The sequence below is a fragment of the Alcanivorax jadensis T9 genome (assembly GCF_000756655.1).
Lineage (GTDB): Bacteria > Pseudomonadota > Gammaproteobacteria > Pseudomonadales > Alcanivoracaceae > Alcanivorax > Alcanivorax jadensis.
The window spans coordinates 1-23,986 of record NZ_ARXU01000011.1; the positions used below are offsets into that span (position 1 = coordinate 1).

Sequence of the window (23,986 nt, forward strand, 5' to 3'; positions counted from 1 at the left end):
TAGCGGAGCTTTGATCATACTTCAATAAAACCCAGTCGCTGACTTGAACGGGCGGCGAATCTGCCCGTTTTATCACCTCTTCCAAAAAGGACAACTCAATGAGCAAAGATATTGACATCGAAAAATACACCTCCGAAGACATCACTACTGAAAAGCTTTCTGAGCTAATCTCCAAGAAAGCCTCTTTTCAAATTGTCGCGGTCAAAAATATTAGCTCCGTGGTAAACAAAGTCGAGGGCGCTATTGAAAAGAAAGGACTACGTTGCCGGGTATACACTGAATATCGGGCGGCCTCCCTGGCCAGCTTCGCCATCCCCACTGGATTTACCCAGGTTACCGGCTTCGCCTCAGCTATTGGTATTGCCGCACATAACCTCGCAACCTTTAACCCTGATTACGAGATCGGCAAGAACAAACCTGCCGGCAAAGTGACAGTGCTGTATAAGAAAGATTAGCGCCTTATTGGTAACAGCACCGTCACGCCGTGTGTGGATACCCGAGCAGAACATCTCTCGGATAGTCCCCGTTTTCCTCGCCTACTACGCTCCAAGGTCTCGATCAATTGGCATTAAACCTCCCCGGTCCTATTGGTACCGGGGTCTACCATTACAAATTGGAGCCCCCTCCTGCTTTCATCTGATACAAAACCTCGCAGCCATCCATGAACAACGAAAGTCCAATAGCCGGTCAATGAGGCACTTCCTGGCAATCCCTCTCCTCAATCCTCTCCAGAATCCAGGCCTCGATTTCATCAGATACCCAGCCAACCGTTCTTCCCCCAAGCGGCACGGGTTTGGGGAATTCCCCCTCAGCAATACGCTTGTAGATAGAAGAACGGCCAAGACCGGTATCCTTGATCACTTCTGTTAGCCTCATGAATCGCATGAAATTCTCCTCGTCATTCGTTCATGCGATAGCGCAGCAACGTAAAAACTTACTCACCTCCTCTCTGGCTACAGCCAAAGTTCCTAAACCCATCGTCATAAAGCTTGGTATCCACCTTTGCCAAGTAGCTCATGCGCCTGAACACCCCTGGATATTGCGTGGTATACATAGAAGACCCTTTTGAAATCAGCTGGACAGCGCTATCTGGGAAATGGACTAAACCGATTCCTTGACTCCCAGTCAGACCAAGAGTGCGACCCCAAGCTCGCTGAATACGCTCTGCCATGTTGCTAACTGCTTGTTCTTCCGCCAACCACCAGGGGAAGTCCGGCTCTTGCTGACCTAAGATACGCCCCAACGCGGAGTAAGCATCCCTATTGACCATAATGGCAATATGATAATGGGGCTGCCCTTCCCCACCGAACTCGCGACACCAGATCATACGAACATGGCAGTCATGAACCCGTTTTCCCTGGCCGCGCTTACGCTTCGAATCGCACCTGATCTGCGAACGAAGAGAGTTGATGAAGCCGCTTGCCTGCCCCCCTTTGGGACCTGACCAACCGTACGGCAGCCTAGCAACGAAATGGATGACACAGGTTCGTGGATGCTCATTTAAGGCCCGGTCCAAAGTAGACCGGATAGATTTGAGGTAATTCACCGCGAGTGGACGGTCAGGCCTTGCCAGTACCGGCAAGCCTTCCCAGACGGGTTCATAGTGGAGTTTGAGGTTGGTGTTGCTTGAATGTCGTTTTCTCATTGTCTGGCACCTATGGTTTCTTCATAGGTACCAGCGCACTGGTTGAAATTTACTCATGAGCAGGCTGGTTTGGTCCAGCCTGCCTGTTACTCAACCAACTGCACTTACCAGCCTTCACAAGTGGGCTGGCTAAGTGACTTTATGACTATATATATCTATTACCGACACTCAGAGCGGGTTATCAAGTACTGAAAGCCCACAACAGGGCCTTTACCCCACAGACGGGAGCCCAAATAGCGCTATCCAGTTAAAACAATCGATTACGAGTTCTGGAACGGGGTTATCGTACCCAGAAGGCCCACAAACCAATAACACTATTGAGCTTGAAGGCTGACATCAATTCACAGCTTAAATCAGTGCTATCCACGGTATGTAACTACCCCTCATCCTCAATACCAACTTCCGTGTCTACAACCTCCTTTTTGGTCTTTACACTTGGCTTAACAAGCAGGCCAATTTCATACTGCTCTTTTGTAGACAAGTCTACACGGTTGATTTCCTTAGTTGATTTTACATAATCGATTGAAGCCCCTTGGTAAATCCCCGGAGTAACATTTCTGCCTGGCGGCGGCGCAACCACAGCCTTTAAAATCAACAACTTACCATTCTCTGTTGATCGCAATATCGATATCCTACCATCTGGTGGCATAAGCAAACGCATCACCCCTAGTTTTTTGCTTAGCACTTCAGATTTCATGCACGCAGCCCTCCATATCCAGCCAGATAGGAACATCGCCGCTCTAGAGGCCGCCTCATCGCTACCCTTTCTCTCCTTTACACATAGCAATGCCTCCATTTCTAAGCGCAGATTGATGCTTGGTTCTGGTAGAAATTGACTGCCAATGAATAAGTATCTATCGGTCAATATTTGACCTACATAATCGTCTAAAACAGCCTGCAGATATTCTTCAAGCCCATCGAGCACAGCATCTTTGAGTCTTTTAGCAACGTCATCTTCACACTTCACCGGCAACAAATAGTTTCTACGGTCATATTCAATGGCAACGTAGGAATCATCCTCACAACCATTACTGAGAATCCTTATCAACTGAGGAATCTCTCGGCCCGGGTGGTACTGATCTTTTTTTTGTATATGAAGGACAAACGCCCGACCACACCAGCTAGCCTCAAAAATAGGGTGAGCCAGGTTGAGAAAATAGATGCTCGGGCACTTGCCGATTCCTATATCACTCACAATCCCAGCAACCACATCTCGCATGTACCCTAAGCGCCAAAGCTTCCTCAAATGCCGGCGTACTCTTTGAACTGACATCCCCACCTGCTTGGCCAAGCCAAAAGTCGAACAATTTCTGACTACACCGCAGGAATCCGCCTCAGTCAGCAACACTATAAGAACCAGCTTGCTACCGACACTCAGGGCATCAGGGTTGGGAGGGCCAAAAGTACGACCTTTCTTTCTCGTGACCTCCAACCCTCCAGGTGAGGGAATACTGAGCAGTGACTTTACCAGCCCCTCATGTCCCACACTCACTGGCCCAACCTGGAGATTCAACCGATCGGCAACGAGCTTTGAAAGTCGATAATCGTAAGACGGCCTTCCGGTCCTACCTTCAACGCGCCGGGCATCAAGAAGACCTTGGTCAACCAGTACCCCTATCGAATGACGGGCTAATCTCTCACTAACTCCCAACTTCCCCGCCAAACGGTCCAGAGACGTTTGAGCCCATTCGCCTATACCAAATTGATAGATAAAGGCAGTCAAAAAATATCGCTCAGCGGCCTGCAGCTCTTCAGACGACAAGCAGTTAAAGCTGGATACTAGAGCATTGCCAAGGTACATATTTGCACAAATGATATCTATTTTTGCCCATTATCAATTATGATCATATTTACGTCAATTCATACGGTATGATTTACTTGTCATGAAAATCTCAAGCATTAGGAGCATTGAAAGTGAAGAAACCAATCCCACCGAAAGAGTGGCTTGGCTCCGACAAGGACAAGTCAGATTGGGCCAGGCACTATTTGCGAAACAACCCCCCATCAGCCCTTTCAGTAAAAGCTCCCCACGAAGAGAACGAGCCGACCTTGATGACACTGGAAAGAATTTGGAATAACGGATTGGGGGCAGATGCTTTTGCACGCATCAAACGAGCATGGAATGCTTACAGCTACCGGAAGAACAAAAACAAGCGGACTTTCAGTTTTGTGCTACCCGTAGAAGAAGCTCTGTTTTTGAAACGTACGTCCAAATATCTAAAGGTGTCACAAAGCGCCCACCTGACAGCTCTGATTTGCCAGGATAGAACACATATCGAGAAACTGAGAAATGAGCATCAACAAAGACTCGAAGGCGCCAGAAAAACGCGCAATTCACTGGTAGAGGACAGAAAAACCAAAGAGCTAGGTCGCCTGCGGAAAGAAAATACGAGGCATGCGGGCATTCTCAAGCAATATGAAGAACTTATAAGAAAGCTAGTAGAGAAAGACCTTGTAAGGCAGGAATTAGAAAGGCAGGGATTGCAGGACCCCATACAACTCGATGCGAACAAAAGGGACGACCTGGACTCTCAAGCCAAAAAGCTGGCAGCAAGACACCTTGAGGATGCTCGAATTGACGCGTCTCGCACTTCTAACTACTCAGCGCCCTGACACCACCTCCAAGTGATCCACCCAACGCTGCAACTACAAGCGTCACCCAGCCTCATAGCTATGGAGTACCCTCAACCCCTTTTCTAGAGTGATCCGGCACAGCTTCAGCCATCTTGCCGGGCATCCAATACGCGCCAGGCCTTTGTAAACGGACCGCCTGACCAATCAGGGAAAACTAAAGGTCAGTGGCGCGTAAAGTAAAGGAGACAGGCCAGCCACAGGGATTAGCTATTGAGAAACGGTGACGGAACGGTGACGAAACACAGAAAAGCATAAGCGACGCCTAAAAACCAAAAAGGCCAGTCATCCATGACTGGCCTATCTCTTTGTTTTTCCGACCTTAATTTGGTCGGGACGGGAGGATTCGAACCTCCGACCCCTTGCACCCCATGCAAGTGCGCTACCAGGCTGCGCTACGCCCCGAGATGTGCTTGGCAGGCAGAGCTACCAAAGCGGCGGCAATCATAGCGGATTTGGTGGGGGGATGGAACAGGTAAGGTGCTGTTTGGTCAGGGTTTGAGCGATGGGGGGGGGGGCAAGCTTCAAGCTGCAAGCTACAACGCGGGTTTATGCCGTGCCGACAGAGACCTCGTATCCGCGCCTATGGGGATGGAGGGTTCGTTCGGGTGGATGGGTGTTTGCTGGAGGGCTGGAGGAAGGCTGTTGGCTCTTCGCCATGCGAGCATGGGCTCCAACGGCGACTCGTGGGTATGAAAAAGCCCCGGGAGCTAGGCTGCCGGGGCTTGGTTCGCCATGACGAGCATGGTTATTCGCTTCGCTCACCCTTCGGGCCGCACGGAACTACGTGCGTTACTCCGCTCCGCTACGTTCCTAAGGGAAACGGAGGTTATGAGGCTTTGAGGACGTCGAGGACCTCTTCCATCTCCACGATCATCTGTTTGATGAGCTGGTGGTACTGGGTGGCCTGTTCGGCGTTGGCGCCGCCGGTGAGCTGCTGGCGGGCACCGCCGATGGTGAAGCCCTGATCGTAGAGCAGGCTGCGGATCTGGCGGATCATCAGCACGTCCTGGCGCTGATAGTAGCGACGGTTGCCACGGCGCTTAACCGGCTTGAGCTGGGGAAATTCCTGCTCCCAGTAGCGCAGTACGTGCGGTTTTACGTCACATAGGTCGCTGACTTCACCAATGGTGAAATAACGCTTCCCTGGAATCGCCGGTAATTCGTCGTTATGACTTGGTTCCAGCATAGTCCTCAACCCGTTGTTTTAATTTTTGTCCTGGACGAAAGGTGACAACCCGGCGGGCGGTGATGGGAATTTCCTCACCGGTTTTCGGGTTGCGTCCTGGCCGTTCACTCTTGTCCCTGAGATCAAAATTGCCGAAGCCGGAGAGTTTCACGGGCACGTTGTTTTCCAGCGAATGGCGGATCTCTTCGAAGAACATCTCCACCATTTCTTTCGCTTCACGTTTGTTCAGGCCAAGCTCCTCGAACAAACGCTCGGCCATGTCCGCTTTGGTCAGCGCTCCCATCAATAGCTCCCTAACCCTTCCTTAATCAGTCCCTTAAGGCGGCGTTAAACTGTTGTTTTAACTGGGATACTACGGCATCCACCAGGTCGTTTACCTCTTGATCCTTAAGAGTGCGTGAACGGTCCTGGAAGGTCAAGCCCAAAGCGAGGCTTTTGCGATTTTCCCCGATGCTATCACCTTGATATATATCAAAAATCCGCACCCCTGTGAGACGTTCGTCACAGGCGTCACGGACCGCCGCTACCAGCTCGCCAGCGGGCACGCTGTCTTCCACCACGAAGGCTAGGTCGCGGCGCATGCGTGGCTGGTCGGAGACGCCGGCAAAGTGCGGCAGTACGCCGTCCAGCAGCGGGGCCAGGGCCAGTTCGAAGGCGTAGAGCTGGGCGGGCAGGTCCAGATCGGCGGCCAGGCGCGGGTGGATGCGACCCAGATAGCCGACTACTTCGCCATCACGCTTGAGCGCTGCGGTCTGGCCCGGGTGCAGGGCCGGGTGCTCGCCGGGCGCGAAGCTGAAGGCGTCGGCGTCGGACAGGGTCAGCAGAGCTTCCACGTCGCCTTTCAGGTCGAAGAAGTCCACCGGGCGCTTGCCTTCCCAGTTCTGCGGCTGGGCGCTGCCGTAGAGCAGGCCGGCGATCATGGGGGTCTGCTCCAGGCTCTCTTCACCCTCAGACGAACCGGTGGGCACGAAGCGCAGGCCGGTTTCGAACAGGCGCAGGCGGTCGGCCTGGCGGTTCAGGTTGTGGCGGGCGGTGCTGAACAGGCCGGCCAGCAAGGTGGTACGCATGACGCCCAGATCCGTGGAGATGGGGTTGAGCAGCGGCAGCGGCTCCACCCGTGGCTCCACCTGCTTGAGCAGGCCCGGCTCCACGAAGGTGTAAGTGATCGCTTCCAGGTAACCGCGATCAATCAGGGCATCGCCCAGGCGGCGCTGGTTGACGGTCTGTTCGGCGACGGGTTCGCCGGAGGGGGAACCGGCCGGCACGCGGCTGGGCAGCTTTTCATAGCCGTAGATGCGCGCCAGTTCCTCGATCAGGTCGGCTTCGATGGCCATGTCGAAGCGCCAACTGGGGGCCAGCACCATCCATTCCTTGCCGCTTTCCTGAGTCGACACTTCCATGCCCAGGCGGCTGAGGATGTCTTCCACCTGTTCGGCGGGCAGGCCCATGCCGAGCAGGCCTTCGATGCGGTCTGCACGCAGGGTGATTTCTGCCTGGCCCGGCAGTTGTGCTTCGTCCACCGCTTCGCTGACCGGGCCCGGCTGACCGCCGGCGATCTCCAGGATCAGAGCGGTGGCGCGCTCGATGGCCTCGTTCTGCAGCTGCGGGTCCACGCCCCGCTCGAAGCGGTGGGAGGAATCCGTGTGCAGGCCGTAGGAGCGGGCCTTGCCGGCAATGGCCAGGGGCGCAAAGAAGGCGCATTCCAGGAAGATGTCCTGGGTGTCGCTGGTGACGGAGGACGGCTTGCCGCCCATGACACCAGCCAGGGCCAATGCCTGGCTGTCGTCGGCGATCACCAGGGTGTCGTCGCGCAGGGTCAGTTCCTGGTCGTCCAGGGTGAGCAGTTTTTCTTCGGCGTTGGCGTTGCGCACGGTGATGCCACCGTTGAGCTTGGCCAGATCGAAGGCATGCAGGGGCTGGCCCAGTTCCAGCAGCACGTAGTTGGTCACGTCGACAATGGGATCAATGGTGCGCAGGCCGGCACGGCGCAGGCGCTCGATCATCCACAACGGGCTGTCGGCATTGACGTTGACGCCCTTGATCACGCGGCCCAGGTAACGGGGGCAGCCCTGGCTGTTTGCCAGGTTCACGGTGAGGGTGTCGTCGATGGCCGGGGCCACCTTGTCGATGGCCGCATTGATCAGCGGGCTCTGGTTCATCACCCCGACTTCGCGGGCGATGCCGCGCAGGCTCAGGCAGTCTGCCCGGTTGGGGGTCAGGTCCACTTCGATGACAGCATCATCAAGCTGCAGGTACTTGCGGAAGTCGGTGCCCACCGGAGCGTCGTCCGGCAGCTCCATCAGGCCATCAATAAGGTCTTCCAGGCCCAGCTCGGAAGCGCCGCACAGCATGCCGGACGATTCCACGCCACGCAGTTTGGCTTGCTTGATCTTGAAGTCGCCGGGCAGGACGGCGCCCACCTGCGCGAAAGGGATTTTCAGGCCGGGGCGCACGTTGGCCGCACCGCAGACCACCTGGGTGGTATCGGCGCCATTGCTGACCTGGCAGACGCGCAGTTTGTCTGCATCCGGGTGCGGCTCGCAGCTTTCCACCTGGCCGACGACCACGCCGGTGAAGGCCGGGGCCGCCGGTTCCACGGCATCCACTTCCAGGCCGGCCATGGTCAGTTGCTGCACCAGGGTGTCGGTATCGATGGCGGGGTTGACCCATTCCCGCAACCAGGCTTCGTTAAAACGCATTGTCGAATTCCTTTAAATCATGGGAGTTTCTGTTTGGCCGCCGGGGGAGTTCGCCTTGTGAACAAGGCTCCAACGGCGGCGTACCGGAACAGAAACGCCTTAACCGAACTGGGACAGGAAGCGGGTGTCGTTTTCGAAGAACAACCGCAGGTCGTTGACGCCATAACGCAGCATGGTGAGGCGCTCCACGCCCATGCCGAAGGCAAAACCACTGTATTCGTTAGCATCTACGCCACCGTGCTCCAGCACAGACGGGTGCACCATGCCGCAGCCCATGACTTCCAGCCAGCCGGTGTGGGAACACACCCGACAGCCTTCGCCACCACAGCTGACGCAGCCCACATCCACTTCGGCGCTGGGCTCGGTGAACGGGAAGTAGCTGGGGCGGAAACGCACCGGCAGGTCTTCCACTTCGAACACTAATTTGAGGAATTCCGCCACGGTGCCGCGCAGATCGGCAAAGGTGACGCCCTTGTCCACCAGCAGGCCTTCCACCTGGTGGAACATGGGGGTGTGGGTCAGGTCGGAATCGCAACGGTACACCCGGCCCGGGGCAATGATGCGGAATGGGGGCTTGCCCTGCTCCATCACCCGTACCTGCACCGGCGAGGTGTGCGTGCGCAACAGGCGACCGTCACCGAAGTAGAAGGTGTCGTGCATGGCTCGCGCCGGGTGGTGGGACGGAATATTCAGGGCTTCGAAGTTATGGAAGTCGTCTTCCACTTCCGGGCCTTCGGAAATATCAAAGCCCAGGCGGAGAAAGAAATCCTCAATGCGGCGACGCATGCGGGTGACCGGGTGCAGGTTGCCGGGCAGCTCGCCCCGGCCCGGCAGGGTCACATCCACGGTTTCGCTGGCCAGCTGCTCGGCCAGAGCCGCTTCCTCCATGGCATGCTTGCGGGTGGCGATGGCATCCTGCACTTTCTGTTTGCCTTCGTTGATCACCGCACCGGCCTGGGGGCGCTCTTCCGCGCTCAACTTGCCAAGGCCCTTCATCAGAGCGCTGATCTCGCCTTTCTTGCCCAGGTATTTCACCCGCACATCGTCCAGGGCCCGGATATCGCCAGCCTGTTCGACATCTGCCAGGGCAGCGTCCACCAGGGCGTTGAGATTTTCCATTTAAGACTCCGCAGTCTTTAAATCAGGAGAAAGTTGAAAGTTCAAAGTTGCAAAGCGCGATTCCAGACAGATGCCACCCGACACCACTAAAGCCGCGCCTCACCCATACACCGCGGGGAAAGAGACACTCGATTGGCATTAAAACCCAACCGCGTTTCAACTTTATACTTTCAACTTTCAACTGGTCTTTTTTCAAACAAAAACGGGGGAAGAGCGCGAGCTCTTCCCCCGTTGAGTATGCTGTTTTGTCTAGGACGAAACAGAAATCAGGCGGTGAGACTCGCTTTGGCTTTTTCGGCCAAAGCGCTAAAGGTCGCCTGATCGCGGACAGCGATGTCCGCCAGTACTTTACGGTCTACTTCGATGGACGCTTTCTTCAGACCATCGATCAGACGGCTGTAAGACAGGCCGTTCAGACGCGCAGCGGCGTTGATACGAACAATCCACAGACGACGGAACTGACGCTTACGAACCTTACGGTCGCGGTAGGCGTACTGACCGGCTTTGGTAACGGCCTGAACCGCTACACGGAATACACGGCTGCGGGCACCGTAGTAGCCTTTAGCCTGCTTGAGAATTTTCTTGTGCCGACGACGGGCCTGCACACCACGCTTTACTCGTGCCATTTTTCAGATCTCCAAAAACCGTATCAGTTATGCGTAGGGCATCATGCGTTTAACCAGAGCGACATCAGAATCATGCACTTCGGTTTTGGGACGCAGCTGACGAATAGTCTTGGCAGACTTCTTGGTCAGGATGTGGTTTTTGAATGCCTGCTTGCGCTTGAAACCGGAGGCGGTTTTTTTGAAACGCTTGGCAGCCCCACGATTTGTCTTGATTTTAGGCATGGTACCTTCTCAAGTTGGTTAGTTAGTTCAACAACCGGTTACGGCTGTTTCTTCTTTTTGCCCGGGCTGAGCACCATGATCATCTGGCGCCCTTCCATGTTCGGACGTTGCTCAACAGAACCGTACTCTTCCAGGTCCTTCTCGATACGTGCGAGAAGATCCCGGCCCAGTTCCTGGTGAGCCATCTCCCGACCGCGGAAACGGACGGTGATTTTCGCTTTGTCGCCGGCCTCGAGGAAACGAATGAGGTTACGCAGTTTCACCTCATAGTCACCAATGTCGGTGCCGGGACGGAATTTGATTTCCTTGACCTGGGTCTGACGCTGTTTCTTGCGCCCTTCCTTGGCCTTCTGTTTGGCTTCGAACAGATGCTTGCCGTAATCCATGATTCGACAAACCGGCGGTTCCGCACCAGGGGAGATTTCCACCAAATCCATCTGCTTCCCGGTGGCTTTCTCCAGCGCTTCCTGCAGGGTCACAATACCGACCTGCTCACCGTCTACATCAATCAACCGAACATCGGTTGCCTGGATTTGCTGATTTATATTGGCGCGCTGCTCGCGGCCTTTGCCTCCACGCTTAATGTCGTGAACCTCCAATCTGTTATCGAAAACGAGGCAGGATGCCTCACCGCCTCAGTAAATAGGCGCGCATTGTATGCCACCACAACGGGCACAACAACCCCGACCCCAGCGGCCGGCGTGCGCAACTGACTGAAACGGAATGAATTCTGGCCGGTTGAGAGACTCCTCCCACTCCAGGCAACTGCACAAACAGGGCCTGAATTCCGGCAAGGGAGCGTATTTTAAGCAAATCTGGACACTTTTCAAGCAGTGAATCCCGCCAAATCCCCCTGCGAGGCGCTATTCCGCCTGGGCGGCGTTGCCGTGCCACACCCCGAGAAAGGGGTAATGGGCCACTTGCCGGCCCCACTTGCTTCGGGGGTCATTGGATCGCCCTCCCCCTATTCGATATATTTGAACCTGTTAACAATTTCAGGGGCAACGCGCTCTGCCCGGGGGAAGGGACAGGGGAATGTCAGCAGCCGATCAAAGTCATCTTACCCATCTGGCGCGGACGGATAACGACCCGCCCGGCGCCGAACAGCTGGAACCGGACGACGCCCAGGCGGATATACTGGATAGCCTGGTCACCAGCCTCTACAGCTGTGTTGAGCACAAGGACGGCTTCGACCTCTTTCTGCGTAACATCCGCGACACCTTTGACCTGGTCAGCTGTTGTCTGGCGGTGATACAGAAAGAGCCGCACCTGAAAGGGCTGTATGGCTGGGCGGTGGGCTATCCGCCCGGCATCGTCCCGCTGATGCTCAAGACCGGCCTGGTGTTCAAGGACAAGGCCATCGCCCGGGCACTGGAAACCGGCCCTAACGCCCTGTTCAGTTACGCCGATGGGGATCCGGAGAGCAACTTTCTGGCAGATATGCCCACCTTCTCCCGCACCTGGATACGCGCTGCCGGCATTATCGACAGTGCTACCATCGCGTTCACCAATAAGTACCAGCAGCACGTGGTGCTGGTATTCAACCGGCACAAAGACAGCCAAGTGTTCAGCAAGCCGGAAATGGCCATGCTCTCGCGGCTGAAGAAACACGCCGAAATTGCCCTCGATTTGTATGAGCGACTGCACCGCTCAGAACAGAGTTTCAAGGACCTGCAAAGCAGCATCGCCGTATTGAAACAACCTGTTGCCGTGTTTTCGCCGGTTTCGCTCTTGGTGAGTGCCAGCCCAGCCTTTGTTGAGATTGGCAGACGCTACAAGGTATTCACCATTAATCAGGACAGCCGGGAAATCGTGTTCAGGGATCAACAGTTTGGCAAGGATTTCTACACCCAGCTGATGCTGTTCATTACCGGCAAGACCGGCGCCCTGGACGACAGCGACACCCTTTACCTGCAAACCAGCGCCCTGCCCCTGCGGATCTCCATCACCCCGGTACACAACCGAGAAAGCAACAACAGCAATGTGCTGGTGGAAATCTTCGACCCCAATGTCAGCCGCACCCCAAGCATTGCCGAAATCCGCAAGGTCATCAGCGCCACCGAGGCCGAGGCCCGCGTTTGCCTGTGCCTGCTCAAGGGGGCCAACACCGCCGAAGCTGCCGAGCAACTGGATTTGGCCATTAGCACCATTCGCACCAACATCAAATCACTGCTGCAGAAGAACAGCTTCAGCAGACAGGTGGACCTGATTACACACCTGATGCGGATTTGCTCTTAGGCTCTTCCCAGTGACAGCAACAGCCCAGGAAGAGAATAAAAAGGTCTGCGTATTCTGGATTATTCGTCCTGTCGCAGGCGAGGAAACAACACTTCTGCCCCAACATTGATCAGGCAAGCCTCCCAAGGGGGACAGGGCTGGGCTGTCCGACCGCTATTACCCCTCTATTACCGACAACCTGAAGGCGCTGGTGGCTGGTAAATCGGGGCTCTTTTACTCATGTTGGCGGCCAGATCAACCCCTTACTTTGGCATCAGGGTCTCTGTCACTGGCGAAAGGAACAACACTTGTGCCCCAACATAAATAGCGCCATAACGGGTCAGATGCACCCGATCAGCACTTAACAATCTGCCGTTTTCATCGGTGATAAGCATGTTGCCATTCTGGTCTATCAGGGCATCAATGATGGACAAATAATGCTTTTTGGGTATCACTGCCCGGGCAAGACGCTCCTGCTCAAGCACCTCTTCAAGGATAGGATTGCGCAACAAAGCACGCTCCTGCTTTCTGGTGCGGGCAACCCAGTTAAGGTTATGTCCGAACTGTTTGGCGCCAACAAAGTAAACCCGGTTACCCTGCTCTGCAGACAAATCTATCACCCTATTGATACAAGAGGGCTCACCCAGACTATAATTTGACGCGAACAACACCATGCTGGCACTGGCAAACAGGCGTTGGCCAAGCTCAGACTCGACCAGGGAACAGTCACTGAGGTCATCCCGATAAATCAGGCCTACCGAGGTCAGGTCATAGGTCTCACGCACCACATTGACCAGGTCTCGACCGAAAGAATTGCCGATCACCAGCAGCTTTACCGGTACATCGGGATCAAACGCATCCTTCTTGAACAGGAAATTCCGCTCATTATAGGAAATGTACATATCCTCAGCTGCCGCCTGGTCCGGATCAAAGACCCGCGAGACAAACCCCTGGGTTTTATGGGCTGCCAGGCCGAAAGCCACCAGAAACAGCGAGGCACTGAACACGAAGATCCATAATGGCCGCGCCGCAACCAACGCCCTGTTCCTGAACGGGTTCTCGATGTATTTCCAAGACAGATAAGCCACCAAAAAGGTCGCCACCGTCAGTACAGCAAACGCCACTCTGCTCGGCTCTTCCACCATATAGATCCGCGCAAAAGCGAATAGCGGCTGATGCCAGAGGTAGGCCGAGTAGCTGATCAGACCAATTCCCACCAGCAACGGCAGACTCAGAAAACGCGCAACGAGGGTCCCTTCCCCGGCGAATAACACCAGCAGCACCACTCCGAGCACCGGCACCAGCGCGTAGAGCCCAGGGAAAGGCGTCGCGGCATCATAAGCGACCACCGAGAACACCACGCCCAAAAGCCCCAGTAAGGCCAGGCCCTCGTTGCTCCTGACGCCATATTTTTGCACCCAGAATGCAGCCACCGCCCCTGCCAACAACTCCCAGGCCCGGGACGTGATCAGATAAAAATTGGCGTCGGGGAAACGACTGCTGCCAAGTTCGCTGACCGCCAGACTAAGCAGTGCCAGAGCGATGATCATCCCCACTACCGATTTTTTGCCGAATTTCCAGCCTGCCAGCATGAGGAGCGGGAAGATCACGTAATACTGCTCCTCCACCCCCAAGCTCCAGGTATGCAGAAGCGGCTTGAACTCGGAGGCCAAGTCCCAATAGCCGGTGGTGATCATCAACAACACATTGTTGGCAAACAAGGTGGTGGCAACGATAGACTGACCAAAATTCTCAAGGGGGTCCGGCAACATCCACATCCAGGCAAACGGAATGCAGAACAGCATCATGAAAAATAGTGCCGGAAAGATTCGCCGGGCCCGGCGCTCATAGAAGTCAATGATACTGAAACGCTGCTTTTCAATATCTTCGGCAAGAATGGTGGTAATCAGGTAGCCACTGATGACAAAAAAGACATCGACCCCTACAAACCCCCCGGAGAATCCTTCAAAACCCGCATGAAAAAGAATCACCGGCACAACGGCCAAAGCACGCAGACCGTCAATCTCAGCGCGGTATTTCAAGGCATGCACCCTCTATCGATTCAGGAACGATTTATTCTTTTTCTCCATCATTCCCACTCAATGGTCGCCGGCGGCTTGGACGAAATATCGTAGGTCACCCGGCTGATGCCGGGGATCTCGTTGATGATCCGGCTGGAGACCAGCTCCAGGAACTCGTAGGGCAGGTGCGCCCAGCGGGCGGTCATGAAGTCGATGGTTTCCACGGCACGCAGAGCTACCACGTACTCGTAGCGGCGGGCATCGCCCACCACGCCCACTGACTTGACCGGCAGGAACACGGCGAAAGCCTGGCTGGTCTTGTGGTACAGACCGGCGGCGCGCAGCTCTTCGATAAAGATGTGGTCTGCCAGACGCAGGGTGTCGGCGTATTCCTTTTTCACTTCACCGAGGATGCGCACGCCCAGCCCCGGCCCCGGGAAGGGGTGACGGTAGACCATGTCGTAGGGCAGGCCCAGTTCCAGGCCGATCTTGCGCACTTCGTCCTTGAACAGTTCGCGCAGGGGCTCGACCAGCTTGAGCTTCATGTCTTCCGGCAGGCCGCCTACATTGTGGTGGCTCTTGATCACGTGGGCCTTGCCGGTCTTGCTGGCGGCGGATTCGATCACGTCCGGGTAGATGGTGCCCTGGGCCAGCCAGTTGGCGTTTTTCAACTTGCTGGCCTGGTCGTCGAAGATATCGATAAAGGTGTTGCCGATAATCTTGCGCTTCAGCTCGGGATCCGCCTCGCCGGCCAGTTTGCCGAGGAAGTTGTCTTCCGCGTCCACGCGGATCACTTTCACGCCCATGTTGTCGGCGAACATTTCCATGACCTGGTCACCTTCCTGGTGACGCAGCAGGCCGTTGTCGACAAACACGCAAGTGAGCTGATCGCCGATAGCCTTGTGAAGCAGCGCTGCCACCACGGAGGAATCCACCCCGCCGGACAGGCCCAGGATCACTTCGTCAGTGCCTACCTGCTCGCGGATGGTGTCGATGGCATCATTGATGATGTTGCTCGGCGTCCACAGGGCTTCACAGTCGCACAGTTCGCGCACGAAGCGCTCTAGCAGGCGACCGCCCTGCAGGGTGTGGGTGACTTCCGGGTGGAACTGGATGCCGTAGAAGCGTTTTTCATCGTTGGCCATGCCGGCGATGGGGCAGCTGCCGGTGGTGGCGGTCGCCACGAAACCCGCCGGCATCTCGCCGACACGGTCACCGTGGCTCATCCACACGTCCAGGTATTCCTTGCCCTGCTCTTCGTGATCGACGATGCCGTCCAGCAGGCCGTTCTTTTCCGCCTTGGCGACCCGGGCGTAGCCGAATTCGTGCTTTTCACCGGCAATCACCTTGCCGCCCAGCTGCTCGGCCATGGTCTGCATGCCGTAGCAGATACCCAGCACCGGAATGCCGGCCTTGAATACCGCATCGGGGGCACGGGGCGTTTCGGCGGCGGTGACAGACTCCGGGCCACCGGAAAGAATGATGCCCTTGGGCGCAAACTCGCGGATTTCCTCGGCGGTCATGTCGAAGGCACGGATTTCACAGTACACGCCGATTTCCCGCACCCGGCGGGCGATCAGCTGGGTGTATTGGGAACCGAAGTCCAGAATCAGGATGCGCTGGGCATGGATATCTTGCATGGCTCGCTTTCCGCTGGCGCCTGGCTGGCAGGCTGTAAATACAAGGGCCGGCTACGCCGGCCCTGAATCGTTATCGCTGACACTCGGTGGCGGGCTTCAGCCTACCGGGTAGTTCGGCGCTTCCTTGGTGATTGTCACATCATGCACATGGGATTCTTTCATGCCCGCGTTGGTGACTTTCACGAATTCCGGCTTGGTGCGCATCTCTTCGATGGTGGCACAGCCGGTGTAGCCCATGGAGGCGCGCAGGCCGCCCATCAGCTGGTGAACGATGGCGCTCATGGGGCCCTTGTAGGGAACCCGGCCTTCGATACCTTCCGGCACCAGCTTCTCGATGCCGGCGGCGGCATCCTGGAAGTAGCGGTCGGAGGAACCGGTAGAGCCGGACATGGCGCCCATGGAGCCCATGCCCCGGTAGGCCTTGTAGTAGCTACCCTGGAACAGCTCCACGTCGCCGGGCGCTTCTTCGGTGCCGGCCAGCAGGGAACCGATCATGATGGCGCTGGCTCCAGCGGCCACGGCCTTGGCGATGTCACCGGAGAAGCGGATGCCACCATCAGCAATCAGCGGTACGCCGGTGCCTTTCAGGGCTTCCGCCACATCGGAGATGGCCGTGATCTGCGGCACGCCGATACCGGCCACGATGCGGGTGGTACAGATGGAGCCCGGACCGATACCGACTTTTACCGCATCGGCGCCGGCGGCAACCAGATCCCTCGCAGCAGCAGCGGTGGCAATGTTGCCGCCGATCACCTGCACCTCGGGGAAGTGTTTCTTCACCCAGGCCACCCGGTCGATAACGCCCTGGGAATGGCCGTGGGCGGTATCCACCACGATCACGTCAACACCGGCTTCCACCAGTGCGGCCACGCGCTCGTCGGTACCGGCACCGGTGCCGACGGCGGCGCCTACTCGCAGACGACCCTGAGAGTCCTTGCAGGCGTTGGGATATTTGGCGGCTTTCTCGATGTCTTTCACGGTGATCATGCCGCGCAGTTCGCCTTTATCGTTGACTACCACGACTTTTTCGATCCGATGCTTGTGCAGCAGGGCCTGAACTTCATCCGCGCCAGCGCCTTCCTGCACGGTCACCAGCCGGTCCTTGCCGGTCATGATGTCCTGCACGCACTGGTCGTAGTTGGTGATGAAGCGGGTATCACGGCTGGTGACAATGCCGACAACCTCATTGCCTTTCACCACCGGCACACCGGAAATGTTATTGGCTTCGGTAATGCGCAGCAGCTCGGCCACGGTGGTTTCCGGGCTCACGGTGATGGGATCTTTCACCACGCCGGATTCGTATTTCTTTACCATGCGCACGTTACGCGCCTGGTCGGCTGTATCCATGCTTTTATGGAGGATACCGATGCCCCCTTCCTGCGCCATGGTGATGGCCAGGCGGTGCTCGGTAACCGTATCCATGGCTGCGGACGCCAACGGAATATTCAGAGCAATGTCCCGAGTCAGTTTCGATTTCAGGGACACGTCCTTGGGCAGCACATTGGAATGGGCGGGAACAAGCAAAACGTCGTCAAACGTTAGTGCCTCTTGCGCAATTCTGAGCATATTGCACCGTAGGGAGTGAGGGGGGCCCCTGGCAGGTCCGCCGGGTGGAGCGGCGGCACCTCGAGACAGGCACCCCGTTAAATTAGGCGGGCGATTATACGTCAAGGGCGGTCGGTCACACAATCACCGCTGGCCCACGGCAAAAAAACTCGCTACCCTCCCGCGATGACATTTTCATCCCGCGCTGAACCGCTGTCCATCAGTCAACTGAACCTGGAAGCCCAGGGCCTGCTGGAAGGTTCCTTCCCGCTGATCTGGCTGCAGGGCGAACTATCCAACTTTTCCCGCCCGGCCTCCGGCCATTGGTACTTCAGCCTGAAAGACTCGCGTGCCCAGATTAATGGGGCCATGTTTCGAAATCGCAACCGGCTGCTCGACTTTAATCCCCAGAATGGGCAGCAGGTGCTGATCCGCGCCAAAGTCACTCTCTATGTCCCTCGTGGCAACTTCCAGATTGTCGTGGAACACATGGAGCCGGCCGGTCAGGGGGCGCTGAAGGCACAATTCGACGCCCTCAAGGCCCAGCTGCAGGCGGAAGGCCTGTTCGCTCAGGAACGCAAGCGCGCCCTGCCCGCCTGGCCTACCCAGATCGGAGTCATCACCTCCCCCAGCGGCGCCGCCATCCGCGATATTCTGCAGGTCCTCAAACGCCGCTGCCCGTCCATTCCGGTGGTGATCTACCCGGCGGCGGTACAGGGCGCCGATGCACCGGCACAACTGCGTCAGGCGCTGGATGTGGCGATTGCCCGGGACGAATGCGACGTGCTGATCATCGGCCGTGGCGGCGGCTCCCTGGAGGATCTCTGGGCGTTCAACGATGAAGCCCTGACCCGCGCCGTGGCCGCCTGCCCGATTCCCATTGTCTCGGCCGTGGGTCACGAAGTGGATACCGGCCTTACCGATTTTGCCGCCGACCTGCGAGCGCCGACTCCGTCCGCGGCCGCCGAGCTGGTGAGCCCGGACCTGTCGGTGGTCACGCAACGGCTGGGCGGCCTGCATCGTCGCCTGCGCTGGGTGATGGCCCAGCAGTTGCGGACGCCACAGGAACGTCTGCGCCATCTCAGCCAGCGCTTGCGCTCGCCGCGCCAGTCCCTGGAACAAAGCAGCCAACGGCTGGATGAATTGCAGGGCCGTCTGCAGCGCCATATGCAACAACGGCTGGCGCTAGCGCAAAGCCGCCTGCGCCCCAACCAGCAACGGCTGGCCCGGCTATCGCCGGAACGCCTTTTGGCGGACCGCCAGCAACGACTACAGACGCTGGAAAAACGCCTGCCGCAGCCCTTGCTGCGGCTGATCCAGCAGCAGCAGGTGCAACTGGGCAATCTGGGCAAACGGCTGCACACCGCCAGCCCCCTGGAGACCCTGGGTCGTGGCTACAGCATTACCTTCAAGGGGGACGAAGCGGTGCGCTCCGTCAGCCAGTTGCAGGCCGGCGATACCCTGACCACCCGCCTGGCAGACGGCGAAGTCAGCGCCCGTGTTGAGCGTGTTCAGGGGTCAGATAAGGGCTCAGCACCCGAGTAAGCTGCTGACGGCGGAAGGGCTTGGCCAGGTGGGCATTCATGCCCGCCACCATGCAGCGGTCGCGCTCTTCGTCCATGGCATTGGCGGTGAGCGCCACCACCGGGATTGGCGCCCGCCCCCGCTCTCTCTCCCATTGCCGTAACTCGCGGGTGGCTTCCAGGCCATCCATCACCGGCATCTGCACATCCATGAGAATGCAGTCGAAATCCCGCTGACGCACTTTTTCCAAGGCTTCGCGCCCGTTGCTGGCGGTCACCACGGTGACCCCCATGTGCTCCAGCAGCCGCCGCGCCACCAGCAGATTCACATCGTTATCTTCCACCAGCAGTACCAGCCCGAAAAGCAGGCCGCCGACACGGTCTTCCTCGTCGGCGGGCACCGCCAGCGGCGCCGGCGCCTGAGTGCGATAGAGCAAGCGCAAGGACAGGGTAAAGGTACTGCCGCCGCCCTCGTCGCTGCTCACTGTCAGGGTGCCACCGAGCATTTCACTGAGACGGCGGGCGATGGCCAGCCCCAGACCGGTGCCGCCAAAGCGACGTGAGGTGGACGAGTCGACCTGCGAAAAGGCTTTGAACAAATCACTCTGGCGATGCTGGGGAATACCAATACCGGTGTCGCGCACCGCCAGGGTCAGGTCCAGCCAGTCATCGCGAACCTGGGCGGTGGTGATCCCCAGAACCACGCCCCCTTCCTGGGTGAATTTCACCGCATTGGAAATCAGGTTATTGAGCACCTGACGCAACCGGGTGGGGTCGCTGCGCACCATTTTACCAGCCAGCTCCCCGGCGTTTTCCAGGCGCAGATACAGGCCCTTGCTTTCCGCCATGTAGCGGAAGGTGGCCACACAGTTTTCCAGCAGCGGCAGCAGCTCGAAAAACACCGGGTCCAGATCCATGCGTCCGGCTTCGATGCGGGAAAAATCGAGAATATCGTTGATCACATCCAGCAGGTGCCCGGTGGATTCCAGCGCGGCAAGGGTGTATTCGTGCTGCTCTTCGCTCTGCGGGGTTTCTTCCAGCAGTTGCAACATGCCCAGCACCCCGTTCATCGGCGTGCGCAGCTCGTGACTCATCATGGCCAGAAAGTCACTCTTGGCCTGGCTGGCAGACTGTGCCTGACGATGTGCATGACGGAGTTTGTCGATGGCAGTCTGCTGCTCGCGATGCGCCCCTTCCAGGCTGCTGGCAAGCTCGTTGATATCGTCCTGCAGTTCTGCCAACTCGCCGCGCAGGTGACTGCGGCCGCGGACCCGATAATCGCCATTGCGCAGGGTGCGCAACAGGCCGGACAGATAGCCCAGCGGGGAAGCAATCTGGCGGGCCAGGTAATGGGCGATCCAAAGGCCGATGATGGTAGCGAACAGGGCCGGCAACAGGCTTGCCAGCAGGATCTCCTTCTGCCGCGCCAGTAGCCGGGCACTGGACATGCCCAGCACCACTTCGCCGATTCGCTCGGGCTGGCTGTCGCTCTCTGCCCCTTCCAACAAATCGCTATCGGATACCGGCTGGCGATAAATGCCGGAGTGGAATTCCAGCACGTCGGCATGGTCCTGACGTTGACCACGCCCCTCGTAGAGCAACACCTTGCCTTCACCGTCGTGGAAGACCACGTATTGCAGGTCTGCCTGCTGCATGGCCAGGCGTGCCTGGCGGCGCAGATCATCATAGTTACCTGCCAGTACCCCATACTCCGACGAGGAGGCAATCTGCTGGGCCAGGTAGCTGCCCAGTTCACGCAAATCCCGATCGGCATCCTCGAAGCGCTGCCAGGTCAGCGCCACCAACAGCAGCAACAGCATGATCAGGGCCGGAATCAGCCCGAGAAGCTGCAGCTGCTTGCGGATGCCCGCCCCTTTTTTCATGGTTTCTTTCATGCCCTCTCTCATGGAGAAACCTCCAGGGCTTCACGAAGGGAGTCGATGTCGTGAAACACCATGTCGAAGCTGTTGGCCACGTGCTCATTCACAGCAACGGTGGGGGTATGCACAAAGCCGGAACGCCGCAACCGCTTGCTGCTTTGGAAAAATTGCAGATGCACCAGCGTCTCGGCGACCAGATCCGCACCGCTGGCATACAGGCTGGCCACGCTCCCCGCCTGCACATAGGCATGATCGGGACCGAACACCGGGCGACGCAGCCGGTAGCTGGTCAGCAACACCAGCTTGGCGGTACCGGGACCAAACAACTCGCCATCCACCGGTAACACCAGGGCATCAAACCTGGCCAGACTTTCGCGCAGGCGATCTCCCATCTCATCTACCGACGAGACCGGCAGTGCGGTCAGCCCCAGGCGACCCTGATAATCCTGCACCATGCCCGGTGTCCAGGCACTGTGCGGGCCGATAATCACCCCCACGCGGCGCGCCAGGGGCATCATGATCTCCAGCATGGCCAGCTGATCGTGCAATGCCACGCCGGCCCAGATGCCCTCACACTGGCATCGTTTGCGCTTGGCCAGGGTGACCGCTGACCGGCTCACGTAGACACCCAGTAATGGCTTGTCCAGTTTCTGAGCACGCCGGAACACCTGATCACCGATGGCGATCAGCAACTCTGCCTGTGTGGGATCGGCCACCCGGGTAATCGATGGCGTGGCGGCGTCGTCCAGCGCCTGAATAAAACTGTCGCGGAAGGGCCCATCCTCGGCAAGCACATGCACCGGCAGCGGGGTCTGGGCGCACAGGGACGGCGCCAGCCAGGCCAGCCACAACAAAAGGATGAGGCGTCCCTGCCGTTTCATTCCTCTATATCCTCACCGCCAGTCCCAACCAGAAACGGTCTTCCTGATAGCGGTTTTCCTCGAAGACCACCGGTTCCTTGTTCAGGGCATGCTGTACCACGCCCTTCCATTCCAGCTCCGTGTCGATCACCCGGTGCCGGAAACGCACCTGCAGATCCAGGCGCTCGAACACATTGTCGTTGTAGTCGTTGGCCAGGTAATAGGCGCTGGACAATCCCCAATGCTGGCTCAGCTGCCAGGCCCACAGGGCACTGGCGCTGTCACGGGCCGCCAGACGCCCCTCGGTCTTCTTGTTGACGCGGGTATGGATGTGGGCACCGGTAAGGCGCAGCAAGTGATTCACACCGGGCCGCCAGCTCAGCTGGGCCTCCGTGCCCTGGTGGTCCACCCGGCCTTCGTTGTTGGGTTCGAACTCGAAGGGGTTGAGGGCATGGCTGAGCAGGTCAGTGAGCTCTTCCTGGAAATAGCGCACATCCAGCTCCAGGCCTGGGAACTGGCCGTAGTAGCCCAGTTCCCAGGAGCGAATGCGCTCAGGCTTGAGAGTGCCGGGGCTGGTCTGGGTAATAAAGAAACTGGCCGGCGCCCAGCCCAGCAGGGCTTCGGTATTGTCGGCAAAGGGCGATGACAGTTCCCGGGCGCGGATATTGGTGTGCGCCTGGTCTTCGTAGATATCCGGGGTGCGCAGGGCCCTGGAAAACACATAGCGGAAGCTGTGCCCCGGCGCCGCTCGCCAGTTGAGCCCCAGCCGGGGGCTGAAATGCTGGCCGGAGATGCTGTCACGCTCCCAGTAGCCGCCCAGATTGAGGGTCACCGGGCGCAGCAGATCTACTGCCAGATTGCCAAAGGCGCGGTAACTGACATTGTCGTAGGTGCCGGACAGATAACTGTCGGAGCTGACCCGGTCGTGGCGCAGGTTCAGACCGCTGACCAGCCGTACCCGATCACCCATTTGCAGGGTGTCCTGGATTTCCAGGTCGTAACGCTCTTCCTCGATATCCAGCGCGCTGGCGGCACAGAAAGGCGCATTGGCGGACTGCAGGCTAGCGTACCGGTTGGCAAAATCCGGATCACTCTGTGCCGCCGCAAAGGTGGCGCCCACGTCCCGGTTATTTTCCAGATACAGCTCACGTAGCTCCCGGGAAAACAGCACCCCGCCGCCCGGCCCAGGCTGCCCGGTCAGAGGGTCCAGATAGCAGACCGAGAAATCCGTTACGTCGCGGGTGTACTGGCCATAGCCGGTAATCTGCAACTGGTGGTGCTGGTCGAAGGCATGCTGCCATTGCAGGGAGGCAAAGGCTCGCTGGCCTTTTTGTACCGGGTCCTGCTGGTAGATGCCGATATCCTGCACCCCGCCTTCCTGTTGCCGCTCCAGGCGGTTCTGGCTGCCGCCGGCCTGCATGATCAGGGTATTGCGCGGGTCCAGTTCACGGACCCATTCGCCATTGAGAGTTTCAATCCGTTTGGCGTCATTGAGCTGGCGGCCTTCAAAGGGTTCGTCGTAGCCGTCATCCGCGCGCCGTGACAGGGACGCTCGCCAGGCATCTGTGCCCGTCCGCCCTGCGGCGGAGGCATAGCCATCGCGGATGGCGTTATTGCCGCCCTGCACCGCCAGGGTGTGCTTGCTGATATCGCGGGGATCGCGGGTAATGATATTGATGACAGCGGTGAAGGCGTTGGCACCGTAGGCAGCCGCTGCCGGGCCACGGGTGACTTCGATGCGCTCCACATCGCGGATGTCCACGGGCATGTCGTTCCAGTTCACCCGCGCCAGACCGGGCTGATACTGGCTGCGGCCGTCCAGCAACACCAGCATGCGGCGCGAATCCCGGGCCTGGGTGCCGTGGTAGGCCACCGTGGGTACGTTGCCATCTACTTTGACCGCGGACATGCCCGGCACCAGCCGCAGCACCTCGTAGAGTTCCCGGGCGCCGCTGGCTTCGATCAGGTTACGGTCGATGACGGTGACACTGGCGGGCGCTTCAGACTGGGGCTGGCTGACCCGGGCTGGGGTCAGCACCATTGCCGGCTCATCGGCCAGCGGCATCATCGGCTCCATGCCCTGCACGCCCTGCGCACAGGCCAGCCCCAGCAGGCCTTGCCCCCAGTATTTGCCCCACGATCCCCGACGTTTGATGTGGCCCCCTCCCC

At 58.0% G+C, this 23,986-nt stretch carries 20 protein-coding genes and 1 tRNA gene; 4 read left to right on the forward strand and 17 right to left on the reverse strand.

Translation table 11 applies throughout. The annotated features are described in order from the left end of the window. Positions 1-98: 98 nt before the first annotated feature. Positions 99-455 (forward strand): hypothetical protein, encoded by a 357-nt coding sequence (locus tag T9A_RS12660; RefSeq protein WP_007150100.1) that lies wholly within the window; start codon positions 99-101, stop codon positions 453-455. Between the two features lie 232 nt (positions 456-687). Here T9A_RS12660 and T9A_RS12665 read toward each other — a convergent pair whose 3' ends face one another. The 3 genes from T9A_RS12665 to T9A_RS12675 all read right to left on the reverse strand — a co-directional run bounded on the left by T9A_RS12665 (position 688) and on the right by T9A_RS12675 (position 3,446). Further along, positions 688-885, reverse strand: coding sequence for a helix-turn-helix transcriptional regulator (locus T9A_RS12665; protein ID WP_035249040.1), 198 nt, complete (start codon positions 883-885; stop codon positions 688-690). Between the two features lie 49 nt (positions 886-934). After that, positions 935-1,645, reverse strand: a complete 711-nt coding sequence (locus tag T9A_RS17440) for an inovirus Gp2 family protein (RefSeq protein WP_084573497.1) — start codon at positions 1,643-1,645, stop codon at positions 935-937. Between the two features lie 376 nt (positions 1,646-2,021). Next, on the reverse strand, positions 2,022-3,446 hold the full coding sequence (locus T9A_RS12675; RefSeq protein ID WP_007150858.1) for a winged helix-turn-helix domain-containing protein: 1,425 nt from the start codon (positions 3,444-3,446) through the stop codon (positions 2,022-2,024). A 113-nt stretch (positions 3,447-3,559) separates the two neighbouring features. Here T9A_RS12675 and T9A_RS12680 point away from each other — a divergent pair, with 113 nt between their 5' ends. Then, positions 3,560-4,258, forward strand: a complete 699-nt coding sequence (locus tag T9A_RS12680) for a hypothetical protein (protein WP_035249049.1) — start codon at positions 3,560-3,562, stop codon at positions 4,256-4,258. Positions 4,259-4,604: 346 nt separating this feature from the next. Here T9A_RS12680 and T9A_RS12685 read toward each other — a convergent pair. The 8 genes from T9A_RS12685 to infC form a co-directional block, all read right to left on the reverse strand. Further along, positions 4,605-4,681, reverse strand: a tRNA-Pro gene (locus T9A_RS12685). 424 nt (positions 4,682-5,105) lie between these two features. Continuing rightward, on the reverse strand, positions 5,106-5,465 hold the full coding sequence (locus T9A_RS12690; protein WP_035249051.1) for a MerR family transcriptional regulator: 360 nt from the start codon (positions 5,463-5,465) through the stop codon (positions 5,106-5,108). After that, positions 5,446-5,748 carry an integration host factor subunit alpha gene (gene ihfA / locus T9A_RS12695; RefSeq protein WP_035249053.1) on the reverse strand — a complete coding sequence of 101 codons (303 nt, stop codon included), beginning with the start codon at positions 5,746-5,748 and terminating at the stop codon, positions 5,446-5,448. Before ihfA ends, T9A_RS12690 begins: the two co-directional genes overlap by 20 nt. Positions 5,749-5,773: 25 nt before the next feature. Continuing rightward, positions 5,774-8,164 (reverse strand): phenylalanine--tRNA ligase subunit beta, encoded by a 2,391-nt coding sequence (pheT, locus tag T9A_RS12700; protein ID WP_035249055.1) that lies wholly within the window; start codon positions 8,162-8,164, stop codon positions 5,774-5,776. Between the two features lie 99 nt (positions 8,165-8,263). Further along, on the reverse strand, positions 8,264-9,283 hold the full coding sequence (gene pheS / locus T9A_RS12705) for a phenylalanine--tRNA ligase subunit alpha (RefSeq protein ID WP_035249058.1): 1,020 nt from the start codon (positions 9,281-9,283) through the stop codon (positions 8,264-8,266). Positions 9,284-9,549: 266 nt separating this feature from the next. Beyond that, positions 9,550-9,909: a 50S ribosomal protein L20 gene (gene rplT / locus T9A_RS12710; RefSeq protein WP_035249061.1), complete on the reverse strand. Its 360-nt coding sequence runs from the start codon at positions 9,907-9,909 to the stop codon at positions 9,550-9,552. Between the two features lie 27 nt (positions 9,910-9,936). Further along, entirely contained in the window at positions 9,937-10,131 is a 195-nt protein-coding gene (gene rpmI / locus T9A_RS12715; protein ID WP_035249063.1) for a 50S ribosomal protein L35, read from the reverse strand. Positions 10,132-10,169: 38 nt separating this feature from the next. Next, on the reverse strand, positions 10,170-10,730 hold the full coding sequence (gene infC, locus T9A_RS12720) for a translation initiation factor IF-3 (RefSeq protein ID WP_052042985.1): 561 nt from the start codon (positions 10,728-10,730) through the stop codon (positions 10,170-10,172). A 436-nt stretch (positions 10,731-11,166) separates the two neighbouring features. On the opposite strand from infC, the gene T9A_RS12725 reads away from it, so the two are divergent. Further along, on the forward strand, positions 11,167-12,369 hold the full coding sequence (locus T9A_RS12725) for a helix-turn-helix transcriptional regulator (RefSeq protein WP_035249066.1): 1,203 nt from the start codon (positions 11,167-11,169) through the stop codon (positions 12,367-12,369). A 242-nt stretch (positions 12,370-12,611) separates the two neighbouring features. On the opposite strand, the gene T9A_RS16685 is transcribed toward T9A_RS12725, so the two are convergent. From T9A_RS16685 to guaB, 3 genes are all read right to left on the reverse strand, one after another. Beyond that, the gene (locus T9A_RS16685) at positions 12,612-14,390 is read right to left on the reverse strand and encodes an acyltransferase family protein (RefSeq protein ID WP_198030670.1); all 1,779 of its coding nucleotides are present in this window, start codon (positions 14,388-14,390) and stop codon (positions 12,612-12,614) included. 47 nt (positions 14,391-14,437) lie between these two features. Further along, positions 14,438-16,009, reverse strand: coding sequence for a glutamine-hydrolyzing GMP synthase (guaA, locus tag T9A_RS12735; protein WP_035249068.1), 1,572 nt, complete (start codon positions 16,007-16,009; stop codon positions 14,438-14,440). A gap of 96 nt (positions 16,010-16,105) precedes the next feature. After that, a complete protein-coding gene (gene guaB / locus T9A_RS12740) occupies positions 16,106-17,575 on the reverse strand; it encodes an IMP dehydrogenase (protein ID WP_035249070.1) in 1,470 nt (489 codons plus the stop codon). Between the two features lie 165 nt (positions 17,576-17,740). Between guaB and xseA the strand changes: the two genes are divergently transcribed. Further along, the gene (gene xseA / locus T9A_RS12745) at positions 17,741-19,099 is read left to right on the forward strand and encodes an exodeoxyribonuclease VII large subunit (RefSeq protein WP_035249072.1); all 1,359 of its coding nucleotides are present in this window, start codon (positions 17,741-17,743) and stop codon (positions 19,097-19,099) included. On the opposite strand, the gene T9A_RS12750 is transcribed toward xseA, so the two are convergent. From T9A_RS12750 to T9A_RS12760, 3 genes are read right to left on the reverse strand one after another with little or no spacing between them, the layout of a single operon-like run. Beyond that, positions 19,044-20,972, reverse strand: coding sequence for an ATP-binding protein (locus T9A_RS12750; RefSeq protein ID WP_035249074.1), 1,929 nt, complete (start codon positions 20,970-20,972; stop codon positions 19,044-19,046). The genes xseA and T9A_RS12750 overlap by 56 nt on opposite strands. A gap of 8 nt (positions 20,973-20,980) precedes the next feature. Beyond that, the gene (locus tag T9A_RS12755) at positions 20,981-21,838 is read right to left on the reverse strand and encodes a type 1 periplasmic-binding domain-containing protein (RefSeq protein WP_035249077.1); all 858 of its coding nucleotides are present in this window, start codon (positions 21,836-21,838) and stop codon (positions 20,981-20,983) included. 4 nt (positions 21,839-21,842) lie between these two features. Then, positions 21,843-23,894, reverse strand: a complete 2,052-nt coding sequence (locus tag T9A_RS12760) for a TonB-dependent receptor plug domain-containing protein (RefSeq protein WP_232222111.1) — start codon at positions 23,892-23,894, stop codon at positions 21,843-21,845. Positions 23,895-23,986: the final 92 nt, after the last annotated feature.

What these genes read in the sequence shown, in the direction of transcription:
- T9A_RS12660 (WP_007150100.1), top strand. Translation starts at nt 99, where the DNA reads ATGAGCAAAGATATTGACATCGAAAAATACACCTCCGAAGACATCACT.
- T9A_RS12665 (WP_035249040.1), bottom strand. Translation starts at nt 885, where the DNA reads ATGCGATTCATGAGGCTAACAGAAGTGATCAAGGATACCGGTCTTGGC.
- T9A_RS17440 (WP_084573497.1), bottom strand. Translation starts at nt 1,645, where the DNA reads ATGAGAAAACGACATTCAAGCAACACCAACCTCAAACTCCACTATGAA.
- T9A_RS12675 (WP_007150858.1), bottom strand. Translation starts at nt 3,446, where the DNA reads ATGTACCTTGGCAATGCTCTAGTATCCAGCTTTAACTGCTTGTCGTCT.
- T9A_RS12690 (WP_035249051.1), bottom strand. Translation starts at nt 5,465, where the DNA reads ATGCTGGAACCAAGTCATAACGACGAATTACCGGCGATTCCAGGGAAG.
- ihfA (WP_035249053.1), bottom strand. Translation starts at nt 5,748, where the DNA reads ATGGGAGCGCTGACCAAAGCGGACATGGCCGAGCGTTTGTTCGAGGAG.
- pheT (WP_035249055.1), bottom strand. Translation starts at nt 8,164, where the DNA reads ATGCGTTTTAACGAAGCCTGGTTGCGGGAATGGGTCAACCCCGCCATC.
- pheS (WP_035249058.1), bottom strand. Translation starts at nt 9,283, where the DNA reads ATGGAAAATCTCAACGCCCTGGTGGACGCTGCCCTGGCAGATGTCGAA.
- rplT (WP_035249061.1), bottom strand. Translation starts at nt 9,909, where the DNA reads ATGGCACGAGTAAAGCGTGGTGTGCAGGCCCGTCGTCGGCACAAGAAA.
- rpmI (WP_035249063.1), bottom strand. Translation starts at nt 10,131, where the DNA reads ATGCCTAAAATCAAGACAAATCGTGGGGCTGCCAAGCGTTTCAAAAAA.
- T9A_RS12725 (WP_035249066.1), top strand. Translation starts at nt 11,167, where the DNA reads ATGTCAGCAGCCGATCAAAGTCATCTTACCCATCTGGCGCGGACGGAT.
- guaA (WP_035249068.1), bottom strand. Translation starts at nt 16,009, where the DNA reads ATGCAAGATATCCATGCCCAGCGCATCCTGATTCTGGACTTCGGTTCC.
- guaB (WP_035249070.1), bottom strand. Translation starts at nt 17,575, where the DNA reads ATGCTCAGAATTGCGCAAGAGGCACTAACGTTTGACGACGTTTTGCTT.
- xseA (WP_035249072.1), top strand. Translation starts at nt 17,741, where the DNA reads ATGACATTTTCATCCCGCGCTGAACCGCTGTCCATCAGTCAACTGAAC.
- T9A_RS12750 (WP_035249074.1), bottom strand. Translation starts at nt 20,972, where the DNA reads ATGAAAGAAACCATGAAAAAAGGGGCGGGCATCCGCAAGCAGCTGCAG.
- T9A_RS12755 (WP_035249077.1), bottom strand. Translation starts at nt 21,838, where the DNA reads ATGAAACGGCAGGGACGCCTCATCCTTTTGTTGTGGCTGGCCTGGCTG.
- T9A_RS12760 (WP_232222111.1), bottom strand. Translation starts at nt 23,894, where the DNA reads ATGGAGCCGATGATGCCGCTGGCCGATGAGCCGGCAATGGTGCTGACC.